The organism is Sphingobacterium sp. 1.A.4 (genome assembly GCF_002734245.1).
GTDB lineage: Bacteria > Bacteroidota > Bacteroidia > Sphingobacteriales > Sphingobacteriaceae > Sphingobacterium > Sphingobacterium tenebrionis.
The window spans coordinates 146760-164679 of record NZ_PEAZ01000052.1 but is presented as its reverse complement, the minus strand read 5'-3'; the positions used below and the strand labels follow the sequence as shown (position 1 = coordinate 164679).

Annotated in this window: 16 protein-coding genes; 10 read left to right on the top strand and 6 right to left on the bottom strand. The window is 39.9% G+C overall.

Going from position 1 to position 17920, the window contains the following annotated elements:
• Positions 1 to 16: 16 nt before the first annotated feature.
• Positions 17 to 1465: a glyceraldehyde-3-phosphate dehydrogenase gene (locus CRJ00_RS08870; protein ID WP_099366515.1), complete on the bottom strand. Its 1449-nt coding sequence runs from the start codon at positions 1463 to 1465 to the stop codon at positions 17 to 19.
• A 358-nt stretch (positions 1466 to 1823) separates the two neighbouring features.
• Here CRJ00_RS08870 and CRJ00_RS08865 point away from each other — a divergent pair, with 358 nt between their 5' ends.
• Positions 1824 to 2768: a glycoside hydrolase family 76 protein gene (locus CRJ00_RS08865; RefSeq protein ID WP_180268463.1), complete on the top strand. Its 945-nt coding sequence runs from the start codon at positions 1824 to 1826 to the stop codon at positions 2766 to 2768.
• A gap of 51 nt (positions 2769 to 2819) precedes the next feature.
• The gene (locus CRJ00_RS08860; RefSeq protein WP_099366514.1) at positions 2820 to 5222 is read left to right on the top strand and encodes a glutaminase family protein; all 2403 of its coding nucleotides are present in this window, start codon (positions 2820 to 2822) and stop codon (positions 5220 to 5222) included.
• On the opposite strand, the gene CRJ00_RS08855 is transcribed toward CRJ00_RS08860, so the two are convergent.
• The 3 genes from CRJ00_RS08855 to CRJ00_RS08845 form a co-directional block, all read right to left on the bottom strand.
• Entirely contained in the window at positions 5212 to 7476 is a 2265-nt protein-coding gene (locus CRJ00_RS08855) for a GH92 family glycosyl hydrolase (protein ID WP_099366533.1), read from the bottom strand. The genes CRJ00_RS08860 and CRJ00_RS08855 overlap by 11 nt on opposite strands.
• 64 nt (positions 7477 to 7540) lie before the next feature.
• Entirely contained in the window at positions 7541 to 8104 is a 564-nt protein-coding gene (locus CRJ00_RS08850; protein WP_099366513.1) for a GNAT family N-acetyltransferase, read from the bottom strand.
• Between the two features lie 6 nt (positions 8105 to 8110).
• Positions 8111 to 8524, bottom strand: a complete 414-nt coding sequence (locus tag CRJ00_RS08845; RefSeq protein ID WP_099366512.1) for a hypothetical protein — start codon at positions 8522 to 8524, stop codon at positions 8111 to 8113.
• A 161-nt stretch (positions 8525 to 8685) separates the two neighbouring features.
• Between CRJ00_RS08845 and CRJ00_RS08840 the strand changes: the two genes are divergently transcribed.
• Positions 8686 to 10062: a tryptophanase gene (locus CRJ00_RS08840; protein WP_099366511.1), complete on the top strand. Its 1377-nt coding sequence runs from the start codon at positions 8686 to 8688 to the stop codon at positions 10060 to 10062.
• A 45-nt stretch (positions 10063 to 10107) separates the two neighbouring features.
• Positions 10108 to 11316, top strand: a complete 1209-nt coding sequence (locus CRJ00_RS08835) for a TlpA family protein disulfide reductase (protein WP_099366510.1) — start codon at positions 10108 to 10110, stop codon at positions 11314 to 11316.
• Positions 11317 to 11335: 19 nt separating this feature from the next.
• Here the strand turns inward: CRJ00_RS08835 and CRJ00_RS08830 are convergent, their stop codons facing one another.
• Positions 11336 to 11863, bottom strand: coding sequence for a hypothetical protein (locus CRJ00_RS08830; RefSeq protein ID WP_099366509.1), 528 nt, complete (start codon positions 11861 to 11863; stop codon positions 11336 to 11338).
• A 100-nt stretch (positions 11864 to 11963) separates the two neighbouring features.
• Between CRJ00_RS08830 and CRJ00_RS08825 the strand changes: the two genes are divergently transcribed.
• A complete protein-coding gene (locus tag CRJ00_RS08825; RefSeq protein WP_144038134.1) occupies positions 11964 to 12467 on the top strand; it encodes a PH domain-containing protein in 504 nt (167 codons plus the stop codon).
• 538 nt (positions 12468 to 13005) lie between these two features.
• On the opposite strand, the gene CRJ00_RS08820 is transcribed toward CRJ00_RS08825, so the two are convergent.
• A complete protein-coding gene (locus CRJ00_RS08820; RefSeq protein WP_099366507.1) occupies positions 13006 to 13908 on the bottom strand; it encodes a helix-turn-helix domain-containing protein in 903 nt (300 codons plus the stop codon).
• 197 nt (positions 13909 to 14105) lie between these two features.
• Here CRJ00_RS08820 and CRJ00_RS08815 point away from each other — a divergent pair, with 197 nt between their 5' ends.
• The 5 genes from CRJ00_RS08815 (at position 14106) to CRJ00_RS08795 (ending at position 17920) form a co-directional block, all read left to right on the top strand.
• Positions 14106 to 15194: an alpha/beta hydrolase gene (locus CRJ00_RS08815; RefSeq protein ID WP_180268462.1), complete on the top strand. Its 1089-nt coding sequence runs from the start codon at positions 14106 to 14108 to the stop codon at positions 15192 to 15194.
• A 1-nt stretch (position 15195) separates the two neighbouring features.
• On the top strand, positions 15196 to 16254 hold the full coding sequence (locus CRJ00_RS08810) for an alpha/beta hydrolase (protein ID WP_099366506.1): 1059 nt from the start codon (positions 15196 to 15198) through the stop codon (positions 16252 to 16254).
• Positions 16255 to 16260: 6 nt separating this feature from the next.
• Positions 16261 to 16710, top strand: coding sequence for a nuclear transport factor 2 family protein (locus tag CRJ00_RS08805; RefSeq protein WP_099366505.1), 450 nt, complete (start codon positions 16261 to 16263; stop codon positions 16708 to 16710).
• 6 nt (positions 16711 to 16716) lie between these two features.
• The gene (locus tag CRJ00_RS08800) at positions 16717 to 17436 is read left to right on the top strand and encodes a carboxymuconolactone decarboxylase family protein (protein WP_099366504.1); all 720 of its coding nucleotides are present in this window, start codon (positions 16717 to 16719) and stop codon (positions 17434 to 17436) included.
• A 76-nt stretch (positions 17437 to 17512) separates the two neighbouring features.
• Positions 17513 to 17920 (top strand): cupin domain-containing protein, encoded by a 408-nt coding sequence (locus CRJ00_RS08795; RefSeq protein ID WP_099366531.1) that lies wholly within the window; start codon positions 17513 to 17515, stop codon positions 17918 to 17920.

The following is a 17920-nucleotide window of genomic DNA, read 5'->3' as shown; positions in this document are numbered from 1 at the left end:
TGACGCGAAAAAAATCCTAATAATACGTATATCTCCTAACCCCGGCAATATGCCTAGCCAATCTCATCACCTGATGAGAATACCCATATTCATTATCATACCACACATAAATCACCGCAGATTTTCCATCAGCAGAAACAATCGTTGCAGGCGCATCCACTACAGAAGCCGCTGTAGAACCCACAATATCCGAAGAAACCAATTCTGCATTTTCGCTATACTTAATCTGCTCCACCAAATCCCCTTGCAATGCTGCCTTTTTCAACAAATCATTGATTTCTTCTACCGAACTTTCCTTCTTCAGTTCCAAACTAAGAATAGCCAAAGAACCATTCGGAACAGGTACACGGATCGCATTAGACGTTAATTTTCCTGCCAAAACCGGTAATACCTTCGCCACAGCACTTCCCGCGCCAGTTTCCGTAATCACCATATTCAAAGCCGCAGCACGACCTCTTCTTGATTTCTTATGCATGTTATCCACCAAGTTCTGATCATTGGTATATGAATGTATCGTCTCAATATGACCCTTAACAATACCAAGGTTTTTTTCAAGAACCGCCAGCACTGGCGAAATTGCATTAGTAGTACAAGATGCAGCAGAAAAGATCCTATCTTTCTGCATATCCGCATCATTTTCATTCACCCCATAAACGATGTTCGAAACACCTTTTCCCGGAGCGGTCAATAGAACCATCCCCGCACCTTTGGCCTGAAGATGTCTTGCCAATTCCTTATCATCACGGAAAGCACCGGTATTATCAATTACCAAAGAATTTTCGATTCCATATTGCGTATAATCAATCTCTTCAGGGTTCTTGGCCGTGATCATCTTCACCGGGAAACCATTCATAATAATGGATTCATTTTCCAGATCAACACGCAATTCCCCATCAAACTGTCCATGTATCGAATCCTGGCTCAACAAATTCGCACGCTTAACCAATGATTTCTCATCGATCACGTCCCGCGTTACAATAGCCCTCAATCGCAATTGTCTTCCGGCTCCAGCCTTGTGGATCAATTCCCTGGCCAATAAACGTCCGATCCTACCAAAACCATAAAGAACCACATCTTTAGGTTCAAAGCTCTGGTGATGAGCTGCTCCCGCCAACTTCTCTCCAATAAAAGAAGGGATCTGATCATCCGAAATCCCTTGTTGACGGATTTCCAATGCCAATTTTCCGATATCTATTCTGGAAGGTGCCAATTGTGCATCAGCAATGGCTTCCGCTACTTTTAAGGTTTCTTCGATCGATAGCGCTTGGTCTGCATAAACCTTACTCTCCTGATGAAGGTTAAGGATAAAACTCACCCGGCGGTCGATCAATTGGTTCCTGAAAAGAACTAATTCTATGGATTGGTTGTACCATAGATCGCTGACAATCTGTATCAGCTTTACGCAGGCATTTTGATTTGATTTGTAACTCTTGATCTGATCTTCAAAAGCAGTTTGTTGTGTCATAATTTTTCAAGCATGGATTATTGCCGCAAAAATAGACATTTTATTAAATAATAGGGGGTAAAATTTATAAATTCGTATTTATTCCGCATTTCGTCCTATCCCAATTAGGATTTTGTTAAAATAAGCCCTTCTTGTTCGAGTTACATTTATTGTAACTAATCAATTACATGAATTAGTTAAAACGTTTTAGTTATTACCTTTAATAAGGCCGAAACGCCATAAACCTAAAGATGATGAACCGAAGATTCCTAAGCAGTATAGCGCTACTCTTTTTGGCATGGCCCAGCAGCGCACAAGATGCAGATCGTGCATTTGAGATTTTAACAGTCAATTCCTGGATTCGGAAAAGCAGATCTATATGGTCTACCCGGAAGGTAAACAGGTAGCAGCTATTTGGACACAAGCCATTTATTGGGATATGGCTATGATTGCTTATGAGAAAACAAAATCTCCACAGTATGCCAAGCTGATCAAACAGCTATACGAAGGTAATTACAAACATTACGATGGCTATAACTGGAACAATACCACTGTATGGTTTATCTATGACGATCTGATGTGGTGGATCATATCCTTTGCGCGAGCTTACGAACTCACGCAGGATCCCACCTATCTGGCACATGCAGTTCTCGGTTTTGAAAGAGTATGGTCTGGAACCCCAAAAGTAGCAGATAAAGGATCCTATGATCCTGAACGAGGAGGAATGTTCTGGGGATGGAAATCCGATCAACGCGGAAAAACAGCCTGTATCAATTATCCTTCGGTAGTGGCTGCGGTCCATCTTTACCGTGCTACAAAAGATAAATCCTATCTGGAGAAAGCAAAGTCCGTGTATGCCTGGTCCCGGAAAGCACTTTTCGATAAACAGCAAGGAAAAGTGGGAGATCATCAGGTTCCAGGACATAAGACCAATTGGACGGTAAACCTATATAATCAGGCGACCTGTATTGGAGCAGGCGTGTTGCTATATGAAGAAACCAAAAACAAGGATTACCTGGAGGATGCAAAGCTTGCAGCGAACTATGTCAAAGATTCCCTGTCGGATCAAGAAGGGATTCTACCTGTTAAAAACGGCATCGAACAAGGAATTTATACCGCCATTTTTGCCCAGTACATCCAGCAGCTATTTCCCTATGATAAAAAAGATGTGTATAAGAAATGGTTAGCCAAAAATGTAGAAATCGCCTGGAAAAACCGCGATGATAGGGGATTGATGGATAAGAATTTCCACCGCAAGGCCCATGAAAAGACCGAGGTTTATGATGCCAGTGCTGCCGTGGCCTTGATGCAGATCCTTCGCTAAACAACACTCCTATAACGACCTATTTATAAAAATCAACCTAAATCTATTTATATGAAATCAGTTTCATTTTTCCTGCTCTCGCTCCTTCTGCCGATCTTCCTTCAGGCACAATCTATAAAGAACAGCCTAAGAGCTCCTGCTTATCCCTTGATCACCTTAGATCCCAATATGAGTGCTTGGTCTTATTCCGACGAACTCTATGAATCCAGTCCGAGACATTGGTCCGATAAAAAATTACCTTTATTGGGTGTCCTTAAAGTGGATAATGAATACTATCGATTCCTCGGTACCGAAGAAATAGAACTCCTCAGCATGCTCCCCAATGGGGAAGATAAACCTTGGGAGGCCAAATACTTGACCCAGGATCCAGTCGGCGACTGGACAGCCATCTCCTACGATGACCAATCTTGGCAGCAAGGAAAAGGAGCTTTTGGTACCTTCGAAAATGAACCCCATAGCAAAACAAATTGGACGAACGCTAAAATCTGGGTAAGAAGGACCTTCGATCTGAAAGAAGATCTATCCAACAGTTCCATCCTCTTGGAATTTTCCCATGACGATGATGCCGAAATATTCATCAACGGCATACAAGTGGTCAAAACTGGTGGTACTGGTAAGAACAAAAGAGTGAAGTTGAACGATGCGGTTATAAAGACATTAAAGCCGGGCAAAAATGTAATTGCCGCCTATTGTTTTAATGGGGGAGCGAATGGGTTTCTCGATGTGGGTTTATTAAAAGAACGTACCGATCAAGCTTTGTTCCCAAAGACGGCCAAACAGATCAGTGCAGATGTACAACCCATGCAGACCCATTATGTATTTCAATGTGGAGATGTGGAATTAAAAATAACCTTCACCGCCCCACTTTTCTTGGATGACTTAGCCCTATTGAGCCGACCGGTCAATTACCTAAGTTATGAAATCAGTTCATCTAAGCCGAGAACAGTGGAACTCTACCTGGAAGCATCACCAAATTGGGCCTTGCATTTACCCACCCAAGCATCCAGCTCCAGCACTTTTCAAAAAAATGGAATTACCTACCTGAAAACTGGATCTGTTGCGCAGAAGATTTTGGAACGAAAAGGCGATCATGTCCGAAACGATTGGGGCTATTTTTACATGGCAAGTGATGCGAAGAACATACAAGCAAAAGTGGGATCTGGCGAAGTTCAAAAACTTGCTTTCCGAACCAATATCCAAGTAAAAGGCAAGGCGAAAGGCAAATTCGCCATTGGCTACGACGATGTGTTTGCCATCCAATATTTTGGGGAAAACCTTAGACCTTATTGGAATAAGGATGGCAAGAGCAGTATCGAACAGCAGTTTGAGCTGGCCTTTAAGGATTATGATCTAGTAATGAAAAAAGTGACCGATTTTGATCGGAATTTTATTCTACAATACCAACGTTATGGAAAGTCCTATGCGGAGCTTTGTGCGCTCGCCTATCGACAATCCATTGCTGCCCACAAGCTTGTACAGGCACCCAATGGGGATCTGCTCTGGTTATCCAAGGAAAATGACAGTAATGGTTCCATCGGTACGGTGGATATTACCTATCCTTCGGCGCCGCTATACCTTTATTACAATCCGGAATTGGCAAAAGCGATGATGAACTTTATTTTCTATTATTCCGAATCCGGCAAATGGAAGAAACCATTTCCTGCACATGATATCGGCACCTATCCAGTAGCTAATGGGCAGACCTATGGAGGAGATATGCCAGTCGAAGAGGGCGGTAATATGTTGATCCTGACCTATGCCATCGCCAAAGTAGAAGGGAATGCCGATTATGCGGCAAAGCATTGGTCGGTATTGAAAACCTGGGCGGATTATCTGGTGGAAAAGGGATTGGATCCCGAAAATCAATTGTGCACTGATGATTTTGCAGGTCATTTCGCCCATAATGCAAATCTTTCCATAAAAGCCATCATGGGTATAGCATCCTTTGGGTATCTCGCAGAGATGCAGGGGAAAAAGGATTTGGCCAATACCTATTTGTCTAAAGCCAAAGAGATGGCGAAAGAATGGGAAAAAATGGCGAATGATGGCGATCATTATCGTTTGACTTTTGATAAACCTGGTACCTGGAGCCAAAAGTACAACATGGTCTGGGATAATCTTTTTGATATGCAGATTTTTGATCCCAAGATACGGGAGAAGGAAATCCAATATTATTTGACCAAACAGAACAGATATGGGCTTCCGTTGGATTCCCGAGAAACCTATACCAAGACCGATTGGATCCTATGGACAGCCAGTATGGCGGAGGATCAGGCAACCTTTGAGCAATATGTGAACCCTGTTCATCAATTCATGAACGAAACGGTCAACAGGGTTCCGATGTCCGATTGGGTATTCACCGACAAACCCGAAAGAAGGGGCTTTAAGGCCCGATCTGTTGTCGGTGCTTATTTCATCAAAATGCTGGAAGAAAAAATAAAATCTAAAAACTAGGCTGGGAAACACCCCAGCTTTTATTGGCTTTATCACCCATCAGTAATTCCAGGGTTCCACCCTTGGCCATATCGGCATGGGTGATTTCCGCTCTGTTCCAAGGCTTCCCATTTAATTTGGCCGATTGGATATATTTATTTCTATCCGAGGCATTTTTTGCTATAACCGTAAAGGTCTTGCCATTCTCCATACTTATGGTTGCTTTGTCGAAAAACGGCGAGCCTATGCTGTAAACGGCAGCCCCTGGGGTTACAGGATAAAATCCCAATTGGGAAAACACCACGAAAGAGGATAGACCGCCGCCATCCTCATCCCCCGGTACGCCCATAAGATCATTCCTGAACCATTGTTTGATCAAGGTTTTAATTCTTTTCTGGGTCATCCAGGCCGCATCCGCATAATTATAGAGATAGGGAATATGCAAGGAAGGCTCATTCGCCATGGAAAACTGACCCACATTTCCTGTATGATCCGGTAATTGTTGGTAGAAATCAAATTTGGATTTTCCCAATCTCTGATTGAACATCTGGTCCAGTTCTTTTACGAACTGCTGCTTTCCACCCATCAGCTGGATCAGGTCTGGAATATTGTGCTGTACATCCCAACGGTAAATCCAGGCATTGTTCTCCCCGTAGGTTTCACGTGCGCCCTGACCTCCAGAAAACACATAATCAAATGGTTCCAGGAATTTTCCTTCCGCATCTTTGGGATGGAAGAACTTGGTCTTTTCATTGAACAGGTTTCTATAATTAAAGGAAAGTTGAAGGAACTTTTCATAATCCGCTGTTTTCCCTAATTCCTTTGCCAGTTGGGCCAAGCACCAAAGGTCATAGGAAGTTCCTAAGGTAACCGCAACGGGCTGTCGTTTTTCAAAACCATGGACTTCAGGGTAAATTTCCTTATCTCCGGGCCTTAAAGCCGGGATGTATCCTTTTTCGTAAAAGAACCTATCCATTCCACCGGCCGCTTTTCCGGACCATGGAGCCAAAGTCTTCTCCGTAATGGCCCCCTTTGCAGCTTGGTAAGCACGTTCGACCTCAAAGCTCCGGATACCTTTCTTATAGGCATCCAAAATGGCGGCAACACCATGGTTGGAATTCATCCTACGGCTATCACCATTGATCTCTGGAAAAGTAGGAAGCCAAAACTGAGGCATCTGCTCCGACATGCGGACAAAGGATTGGAGGATATGACTTTCCTTGGTCGGTTCGATTAGTACGTTTAGGGGATGGTGCGCACGATAGGAGTCCCAGATCCAATCATCCGTATAGAATGGTATGCCACTATCCTGATGTACCTGACCGTCAAAACCACTAAAATAACGCCCATCCTCGGAGATGTTTACCGGTCTTTCAAAAGTTCTATAGAGCGAAGTATAAAAAATATGCTTGTCATTTTCCGTTCCGCCTTCCACCTTCAATTTACCCAATGCCTTGTTCCAGGTGCTTTTACCGTAATCTTTAACCCTTTCTAAATCATAGGTTTTGATTTCCCTTCTGAGGTTTGCCTTTGCCTGGGCAGCATCAATGAACGATATCCCATAACGGAAATTAATTTTACGCTGCGTTTTGGGGAATTGGAGGAGGATAGCAGTTTGATCGCCAGTGGCTGCAGTCCCTTGCAAAAGGCTGCCATCCTTTAACAGACCCACTTTTTCAGGTTTTGCATCGGCTTCAGCATAGAGATAGACTTTGGTTCGGTTCCCAATATCCTGACTACCGGAAACCCCTTCTCCATCCCATTTCATTTCCCCTCGTCGGGAATTGAATATGAACTGGGGTTCATCAGGTCCTTCAAACTGAAATTGATATATTGCAGATTGATGGGAGACCGCATAATCTACCTGGATATGTTCTTCATCCAAGTATACGGAATAGGAATAAGGATTGATCTGCTCCTGATCGTAGCTATAGGAAATGATCGGTTTTAATTCCTTCTGTTTATTGGCAATTGGACTTAAGTTAAAGGCCGAACTCCCACGATGGGATGTTACGATGAGCGGTAAACCTCTTAACCTATCCGCAGTATAATCTCCACGCTCCGGATAAACCCTTAACAGGCTGTTCGGCAAATGAACGGTAGGATAGGTAGGGACCAAAAGATGGGAAATATTCCCCATATAAGGGTTTACATAATCGACCGCTGAGGAGGGGGATTGTGCTTGAAGTGCGGTAGTTCCAAATGCACTGAAATATACTAGGAAAAGGGTTTTTACCAATCCCTGTTGGAATTTATTAAATCTGGTTTTAGGCATATGCTGAAGATTAGGTTTCTGTGCTAAGCACATGAAGCGTAAAACCAAATTTAATAAAAAATTATCAACCATTTGAACGTTGCATATGGTCCAGGCTTTTTCCCAATAATGTTTTCTTTCCCATCACTTTAAATCCCAAACGTTCGTATAGCTTTTTGGCTTTAGGGTTATCATCGTCCACCAATAAACCCAGGGTGAGGTTTTGTTTTTCCACATATTCCTGGATTAAGAAATTAAGGATCTTGCTACCGATCCCCTTACCCTGCTGATTCGGATTGACCCCAATGCAATCAATATAATACTCGCCCGGTTGGGTTTCATCCTCCGGTTGGAAAGGGCGGTTAAATTGCCGCTCAACCAATTCTTTGACAGGTTTCCGCAAGCGATCCAGATCGGCGCCATTATATACTAATGCGGTTGCCACAATTTCGCCATCTGATTCGATGACCCAGTTATGATGATAGGAATATTGGTTTCCTTCCTGTTCTACCAATGTTTTTAAGAAGTGATTCGCTTGCTGCTCGTCCTTTTGGCCGATAAATAGGTAGGCAATTTCCTCCATGGCGAGCATGAGGTAATTAGCAATGGCAGCTGAATCGGTTTTTTCTCCCTGCCGAATAGTTATCATGTGTACTTATTTTTTCTTCTTCGTTTTTTTCTTTTTCTCCAATTGCTCAATACGCGCAGATAGGGCGCTAATGGTGACTTCCTGCGATAGAATAGTAGCATGCTGCGCAGAGATCACTTTTTCAAGTGCATCGATCAAGACGGTATTCTGTTCCTGTAGATCTATTTTTGAAGGTAGGGTGATCGCCATTTCATTAGACTCTTCCCGACGTAGCATATCTCCTGACCCATTCAAAAGCCATTCCGGGTTGATGTCGGGATAAGTGGATAAAATTGTAGCCACTGCATCGGTTCCCAATGCCGAGTTTTTCTGAACGCCCTTGAAATTAGCGTAAGATAATCCTAGACCCTTAAAAAATTCCACTTTTTGAATCCCTTTGGATTCTGCGATGAATAATACTCGCTCTTTAATGTTCGTCATTTAAGCCGTGTTAATAACCCAGATAATGTTTGCCTAATTTATTAAAAATTGTCAGACATCCAAGTCTTTCAATGTTAATATATTGGTAAATAATATCCATGTATTTGATGAAGAAGAATAAGATTTCTACCTTTAGGAAATAATAACCAATATAAAAATTTATGGAATTACCTTGGGCAGAGCCCTACAAAGTGAAGATGGTAGAGGAGATTTTTCAATCTACCCGTGAGCAGCGCGAGAAGTGGATTGAAGAGGAAGGCAATAATCTGTTCAACTTGGCAAGTCATTATGTTTTTATCGATCTATTGACCGACAGTGGCACTGGTGCCATGTCCGACCGTCAATGGGCAGAGATCATGATGGGCGATGAAAGTTATGCCGGTTCCCAATCCTACCTGAAATTGAGGGAAGTTATCCGTAATACCTTAGGCTTTCCGTATTTTCTACCTACCCACCAAGGCCGTGCGGCAGAAAATGTACTCTTCAGTATTTTGGTCAAAGAAAATAATGTTGTGCCGGGGAATTCCCATTTTGATACCACCAAAGGGCATATAGAATTTCGTAAGGCACATGCAATCGATTGTACCATCGATGAAGCTTTTGATATCAACGATCTTCATCCTTTTAAAGGTAATATTGATCTGGATAAATTGGAAGAGGTCTATAAATCACATCCGAAAGAGCAGATTCCGTTCTGTATGATCACGGTGACCTGTAATTCCTCTGGAGGACAACCTGTATCGATGGAGAACATCAAAGCGGTGAAGAAACTTTCCGATCAATACGGCATCCCTGTATTTATAGATGCCGCCCGTTTTGCGGAAAATGCCTATTTCATCAAGGTTCGCGAAGAAGCGTATGCAGATAAATCCATCAAGGAAATTGTGAAGGAGATGTTTTCCTATGCAGATGGATTTACGATGTCGGCGAAAAAGGATGGTTTGGTGAACATTGGAGGATTATTGGGCTTAAGGGATGAAAAGCTTTACCGTGCCTGTGGAAACATGGGCATTATCTACGAAGGGTTTATCACCTATGGTGGATTAGCTGGAAGAGATTTAGCCGCATTGGCACAGGGTTTAATGGAATCTACGGAACTTCCTTATCTGAAGGCACGAATAGACCAAGTGGAATATTTGGGGAATAAATTGATCGAGTATGGGATTCCTATCCAAAAGCCGATCGGTGGACATGCGGTATTTGTGGATGCCCTGAATTTTCTGCATCGTGTTCCGCGGGAGGAATATCCGGCGCAGACCTTGGCTATTGAACTGTATAAAGAATCCGGTGTGCGGGGTGTGGAGATCGGAACCTTATTAGCGGATCGGGATCCGGAAACCAGACAGGACCGTTTTCCAAAACTGGAATTACTACGTTTGGCCATTCCGAGGAGAACCTATTCCTATAAACATCTCGATTATGTTGCCGCAGCGCTAAAGAATATTTTCAATAGACGAGAAGAGATCCAGTCGGGACTGGAAATCGTTTGGGAATCGGAGATATTGAGACATTTTACCATTTTATTGAAAAAGAAATAGGAGGGGTTTTCCCCACCTACATATTACCCTTTCGACTTTCTAGCCATGAAATTATTGCCTTTTATCCTTATTTCTATTCTGTTTTCAGGAATATCCTTGCAGTCAAATGCCCAACCTGCTATACTTTCTAAAGAAAACGCAGAAGTCAGTGAAATTTTGCAACAAACCTATTCAAAATTGAAGGACATCAAAACCCTGCAATATGAGACCTTTCGATACATCAATTATAAGTCCCAGGATTATGAGAATAAATTATTAGGAGTTGTGTTTGTCGAATTTGATGAGACTATTCCTATTGTAGGTTTTAGGTACCAATTTGACAATGAAGTCAGCAAAGTGGTTTTTAACGGTTCCGGAAAATTTTGGATCGATAAGAAGAACGCAAGTATGGAAAGTCTTCAGGCAGCAGCATTGAAAAAGGAAAAACTCCAGCAAGATTTAAATGCAGCATCTTTTTTTTATAATTCTATCCTGTCCTTAAGAAATGTTATTCCTCATATATTAACTGATACATCTATCAAAAAAAGGTTAGGGGATACCCTTATTGATAGCAGGTCTTACCATAAGGTGCTACTTGAAATGAAAAGCAAGTCATTTACGTTAAATGAAGGACTGAAACAATTGACTGCGGATATTAGGATCTATAATCAGATCTTAATCGATAAGGTTACGTATTTGCCTTATCAAGTGGTTCAATCCAATAATTTTGAACCGGAAGATTATGCCTTGGTGAAATTTGATCAGATAAAAATCAATGGGCCTCAGTTAGAAGAGAATTCATGGTTTGCTTCTTCCTATCCCGGTCTTCAAATAAAGGGCAAGGAGGACTTACAATTAATTGCTGCAGGGGCGATTGCTCCTTCGTTTGAGTTGGAAGATTTCCAGACGGGTAAAATGGTTAATCTACCTGATTTTAAGGATGATCTGGTTCTTATGGAATTCTGGATCAAAAACTGTAGCTATTGTATAAGCGCAGTTCCTAAAATAAATGGAATTGTCGATAAATATGAACACAAGGGCCTGAGGACATGGGGTATAAATTCGGAAGATAATAAAAGCCAATTGAGCAATTTTTATGAGAGGAATAAACCTACTTTTTCAACCTTAATGGATCAAGACGGAAGGATTACAAAAGCATATGGCGTAAATGGCGTTCCTCAGGTAGTACTGATCCATCAAGGTAAAGTGATTTATGCTGGAGGTATTGTAGATGGTAAATTGGACGCTTTAATTCAAAAGCTTTTGAATAAATAAATTGCCTATTTCATTTTTCTTATATTTTTAAATGGTATTTATCCAAGGTTTTTTCTGTCCAGGCGTCCATTTCTTCAAAAGTAGATAATCCGTCATTGTCCTCGGATTCCAGGTAATCTTCCACTATGCTTTCCGTGTGTTTAAACCCGAGAAGTTTTCCGATATGAATGATGTCTGATTCAGAAACTTCGTTTTCGAACAAAGCAATCATTTCTTCCAAAAACACACCTTCAAAGGTCAGTAATGTAGGGCTCTGGATGCCTTCTTCTAAGGAATAATTTATAAAGCCTTTGTTCTCGAGATCATAGGCGATAATTCTATCCGATCCGAATTCAAAAATGGGGATAAATCGCTGCACTTGATAGGCTTCCTGCTCATTGGAATCTAACGTAAAAATGGAATATGGCTTGCTGATACGTTTGCGAAATTCGTCCATTGCAATTTCATCGACTATCTGTTCATCGAAAATTTCCAAGATGATGGGTGCTAAGTTCAACTTTTTGATCAGGTCCTTAACTTCTGCTTCAGTAATTTGAGATGTTGCCATAATATGAAAATACTAAAAAGAATTACACCCAAAGTAATCAATTTATTGATTGGCAAGCAATAAAGAGGTTGAATGAATTATATAATTTAAGGAATAATCGGTGGAGAAAACTAGAATTGCTATCTTTAAAGGAATGAACGTGAATAATAATAACAGTATACTGGTCTTTCCACCTCAACAAGGTATAAAGCCGATATTGTCTGTTTTTGCTTTGTTAACCGTTATTCTTATCCCAACCTTTTTGATTTTGATATTTACGGATGCTACCTGGAAGGATGGGTTGATTATTTTGGGTTTGGGTTATCTTTTGACCGGACTTGCCTATTTTCTTGCGCAAAAAGTAACCCGATATTGGATTGAAGGCGATAGGTTTTATTATAAGGCTTTATTCAAGAAAGAAGGGATTGACATCCAATCGATTAGGAAATTGGAAGTAAATACCTCCAACTGGCAAGCAAGTAATCCCTCCACCTCGAATACCAAAGGGATTATTATCTATTTTAAAAAATACGAGGATGTGTTTATCACACCCAGCGATAATATGCTGTTAGTCGATGAACTTCGGAAAAGAAATCCGGACATTGAGGTGATTTTTATCAAGTAAAAACGGAAAACTCAATACCTAAAACCAGCAATGATGCCGCAGGGATGCCATTCCTTTTTATTATAATAAGAAGAGAAAGTTCCTGGTCGATCCATGAACCAAGCCGACATTACAACGAGAATCAAACCTTCTTCAGGAGCCGGCTTTTCAAATTTATATGCTTTGAAAATATCCAAAGAGTTTGATGTGTATAAATTTATAACAAATGGGTTTGTCAATCAATTTGGATAAATTTTGATTGTCTAAAGAGTTTGATGTGTATAATTTTATAACAAATAGGTTTGTCAATCAATTTATGTGTTTTTTTGATTATCTAACAAACTGAGTTTAATAAATTAAAATTAAGTCTGTCTGCTAAATAACCGTACATTTGCTTCTTAACAAACTGAGCGGGCACCCAGTATGTTTAATTGCTTTAAAAATCAGTAAGTTACAAACCAAAAGTAACAAATGAAAAACATTGATTTCTAGTTGGTTTTTGACAATTGGATTATAAATTCCTGAAAATTTATAATCCAATTGATATATTTAGAACTACTTAATTAGAATTCAATGTTCTAAATTGTAATGGCGTGATTCCCTCTTTATTTTTAAATAATCGACTAAAATGCTGCGGATATTTGAATCCTAATTCATAAGCGATTTCATTAATGGTTTTGTCGGTTTCAAAGATTTTAGACTTCGCGATATCAATTGTTTTTAATTGAATGTATTCCTGTGCTGTTTTACCAGTTTCTTTTTTTATCAAGTCTCCAAAATAGTTTGCCGATAAATTGAGTGATTCTGCCATGTTGGAAACTGTCGGCAATCCTAGCGTAGTTGGTTTTTCTGAGGAGAAATAAGCATTCAACACCTGTTCAAATTTTTCCAAAACTCCTTTATTAGCAGACTCTCTGGTAATAAATTGTCTATCATAGAAGCGTTCACAATAATTTAAAAGAAGTTCAATGTTGGAAGCAATTAACTTCTTACTATGTTTATCAATAGCATGGTTCAATTCGTATTGAATCTTTTTGAAACAGTCCATTATGATATTCCGTTCATCCCTTGATAAGTGCAATGCTTCATTTGTATTGTATCGAAAAAAGTGATAATCTTCGATCATATTGTTGAGCGAAGTGCCTTTGATAAGATCAGGATGAAAAATAAGCCCGTGTCCCTTAGGCTGATAAATATCAACTTTGTTTTCAACGTCGATAACTTGTCCTGGTGAAATAAAAACAAGTGTTCCGTCTTCATAATCATAGATATTACAGCCATATTTTAAATCACCACAATGCACGTCTTTAAGGAAAATACAATAAAGTCCAAATGTCATTTTGGAACCTGTCCGTTTATGAGCTTTAGAAAAATCTATTACTGAAACAAGAGGGTGTAACGTTTCATGATTATTGAAAACATTATATTCATGTACTGTGTTGAAGATAAATTTATTGCTCATAGTTTCTGCTGTTATCTACTCAAAAATAAGTAATTAGAAGTCCTCCTGTTTAAAAAATATATAAATAAGTGATTATGGTAGCATATTCTGTAATACATATACGTATGAGGAATTATGATTTCAGATATTTGATGAACACAAAGGTGAAATGAATTGTTGTTTATTCTAGTAAGGATAATGACGTAATACAAAGGAATATGAGAAATGGAATGATAATTTGTCTGAGTACCATTTTATTAGGAATGATGACAACTGAAAATACTATTGCGCAGCAGAAGAAGATAAAGCCATTGGTCATTGTTGAGCAAGGAAGTTTTGCTGTTGGTGGGATTAAGATCACAAATCCAGGAACTTTTAATGTGCAAGATGCGCTGAAACCCGAAGGGCAAACTTTGCATGGAGATCATGCTTATGTCTTTTATCAAGTTCCAGATAAAAGCAAGAAATTGCCTCTCGTTTTTTTACATGGTGCAGGGCAGTCCAAAAAAACGTGGGAATCCACACCGGATGGACGTGAAGGATTTCAAAATATATTCTTGCGAAAAAAATATCCAGTCTACTTGCTTGACCAGCCTCGAAGAGCTGCCGCAGGACGGACAACAGTAGCATCGGCTATTTCGACTACAGCCGACGAACAATTTTGGTTCACACAATTTAGGATTGGTAACTATCCTAACTATTTTGAGAATGTTCAATTTCCGCGTGATGAACAATCCTTAGCACAGTTTTATAGACAGATGACTCCGAATACAGGTGCATTTGATGCGAAGGTCATTTCTGATGCGATTTCAGGTTTATTTGACAGAATAGGTAGTGGTATTTTGGTTACCCATTCACAAGGCGGCGGACCAGGCTGGATGACAGCCATCCAAAATACCAATGTGAAAGCGATTGCGGCTTACGAACCGTATAGTAGTTTTTTATTTCCAGAAGGTGAAGTGCCTACGCCCATTTCTTCTACTGGATTATTCGGCGCTTTAAAAGGGCAAGCTATTCCTTTGGAAGATTTTCTTAAGCTCACTAAAATTCCTATTGTCATTTATTACGGAGATAACATCGCTGATGCACCAACTGATATTTGGAATAAAGATCATTGGCGATCAGGATTAGAAATGGCTCTAAAGTGGGCAGAAGTGATTAACAAGTATGGTGGCGATGCGACCGTGGTACATCTTCCAGAAATTGGAATAAAAGGAAATACGCATTTTCCATTTTCAGATTTGAATAACGTGGAGGTCGCAGAAGCGCTTTCAGATTGGTTAAAAAGTAAAGGTTTAGACAAGTAAGATGAATATGATAATTTCACTGAAAATAGTTATGGCAGGTGTTGGATTGACTATTAGCTTACTAAGTTTTGGTCAAAAAAAACCAGAAAATCCTTTCGGCTTAGTCTACAAAGGAGCTATTACAAAAAATATGGATGGTACAGTTCAAATTCATTCTGTTAATTATTCGTTGAATGGAATTAATATCGCTGCAAATGTGTACACGCCCGCAGGATATAATAATTCAAAAAAGCATGCCGCTATCGTCATTGCTCATCCTAACGGAGGTGTAAAAGAGCAAGTTTCGGGGATGTACGCACAACGTTTAGCGGAGCAGGGCTATATTACGATTGTGGCAGATGCAGCGTATCAGGGCGCTTCAGGTGGATTGCCACGAAATGTAGATAAGCCATCAAATCGTATTGAAGATATTCATGGAATGGCAGATTTTATTTCCAAATTCCCAGGTGTCGATACTGATAAAATTGGTTTGTTAGGAATATGTGGTGGAGGTGGATATGCCCTCAAGGCTGCGCAAGGTGATAAGCGTTTTCAATCCATAGCTACGTTGAGTATGTTTAATTCGGGGCGCGTTCGTCGCAATGGTTTTTTGGATAGGGATGTAAAGACTGTTCAAGAGCGTTTGGTTAAGGCGTCTCAAGCGCGTCAGCAGGAAATTTTAACTGGCGAAGTTTCCTATTTGGGAACTGCAAGTCCTACGGATGAGGAAATCGAAAAAATTTCTACCGATTTGTATCGTGAAGGTTATGCTTATTATTACCGTACACATGCACATCCCAATTCTACGTTTAAATACACCGAAAGTAGTTTGATAGATTTAATGACCTTTGATGCTAATACGAATATGGATTTAATAACTCGACCTTTGCTAATGATTGTGGGAAGCAAAGCAGATACCAAATACATGAGCGACGAAGTATATTCTAATGCTATCAGTATGGTGCATAAAGAGTTTTTTGTGTTAGAAGGTGCTTCACATATAGAGACCTATTGGAAAGAAGTCTATGTCAAGCAAGCGGTGGATAAGTTGGTTAGTTTTTATGGTGATACTTTAAAATAATTAGATATGAAGATTTTTGTTAAATGTTTTGTGGTCGGATTGTTTCTTGCGTGGAATATTTCATGCACGTTTGCTCAAGAAAAAGCTGTTGAACAGGAAATTATCACCTTGTCAAAAAATAAATGGCAATGGATGGCCGATAAAAATGTAGATGTTTTGGATAGTTTATTTCATGAGAAATCTGTTTATGTACATATGGGTGGATCTTGGGGCAAAGAAAGAGAATTGGCGGTGATTAAAAGCGGTGGTATCTGGTATAAAAAAGCGACTGTACATGATGTATCCGTGGAGATCGTAAACAATACAGCCGTATTATTAAATAGGATAGATTTACTTGCAGTTGTAGGCGGGAATGAAGTAACAAACCCCTTCATCGTAACCGAAGTTTATGTGAATGAGAATGATAAATGGGAACTTCTTTCGCTTTCATTCACCAAGACAATGACGCCAAATTAAATAGATATGGTAAATAACTTGCTATCGGTTTTAGTTCTTTGTTTTTGTCTCACAATACAAACCACTAATGCACAATCTAAAGAGAATCATACAGCTTTAACCAAGGAACATGAAGCGCTTATTCGGATTTCATCACAAGCCGCGGTTGGTGAGCTGGATAAATTACGTGATGAACTACACAGAGGTTTGGATGCTGGATTGACAATTAATAAGGTGAAGGAAAGTTTGATCCATTTACATGCTTATGCGGGTTTTCCGCGAAGTATTCGCAGCTTGCAAACGTTAATAACTGTTGTGGATGAACGTCAAAAAAATGGGATAAAGGATGAAGTAGGGAGCGATGCTTCACCTATTTCGACAGAAAAGACCAAATACGATCGCGGAAAAGCTATTTTACAACAACTTACTGGCGTGAAAGAGAATGACGTGAAAACAGGTTATGCTGCATTTGCGCCAACTATAGAAATTTTTCTGAAAGAACATCTATTTGCGGATCTATTCGAACGTGATTTATTGAATTATTTGGAGCGTGAATTGGTGACTATTTCGGTATTAGCGAGTATAGGCAGAGTAGAACCCATGCTAAAATCGCATCTGAACATTTGTGTTAATTTGGGCTGTAGTTCCGAGCAATTACAGCAATTTTTGCAAATAATTAAAGACGCCCAAGGTGTAGAGCGAGCATCGGATGCTGCAAAAGTATTAACAGAAGTATTAAATAAATAGAACTTAGATGATGAATTGGAAGATAAAAACAATAATGCTGGGTTTGTGTGGGTTAGTGCTGTCATGTAATCAAAAGATGAATTCACAAACAGTACAAAAAGCACCCTTTGAAAAAGGAGATTTGGTTACTAATAGCAATTTCACAGGGACAGTTTGGTTGAATTACTTAGCAGAGACGGATAGTGTTCATAACGTAAATATTGGTTCTGTGACATTTTCTCCAGATGCTCGAACAAACTGGCATTATCACAAAGGTGGACAAATATTATTGGTTACAGCTGGTCGTGGTTTGTATCAAGAGAAAGGAAAGCCAGTAGAATTTATTGAAACAGGGGAAGTTGTAAAATGTCCACCAAATATTGAACATTGGCATGGTGCAACTCCAACTGATACGATGACACACATCGCTATCGGAACTAACACAAATATTGGTGGTGCCGTGTGGTTAAAACCTGTTACCGATGAAGAATACAACAAGCATTAA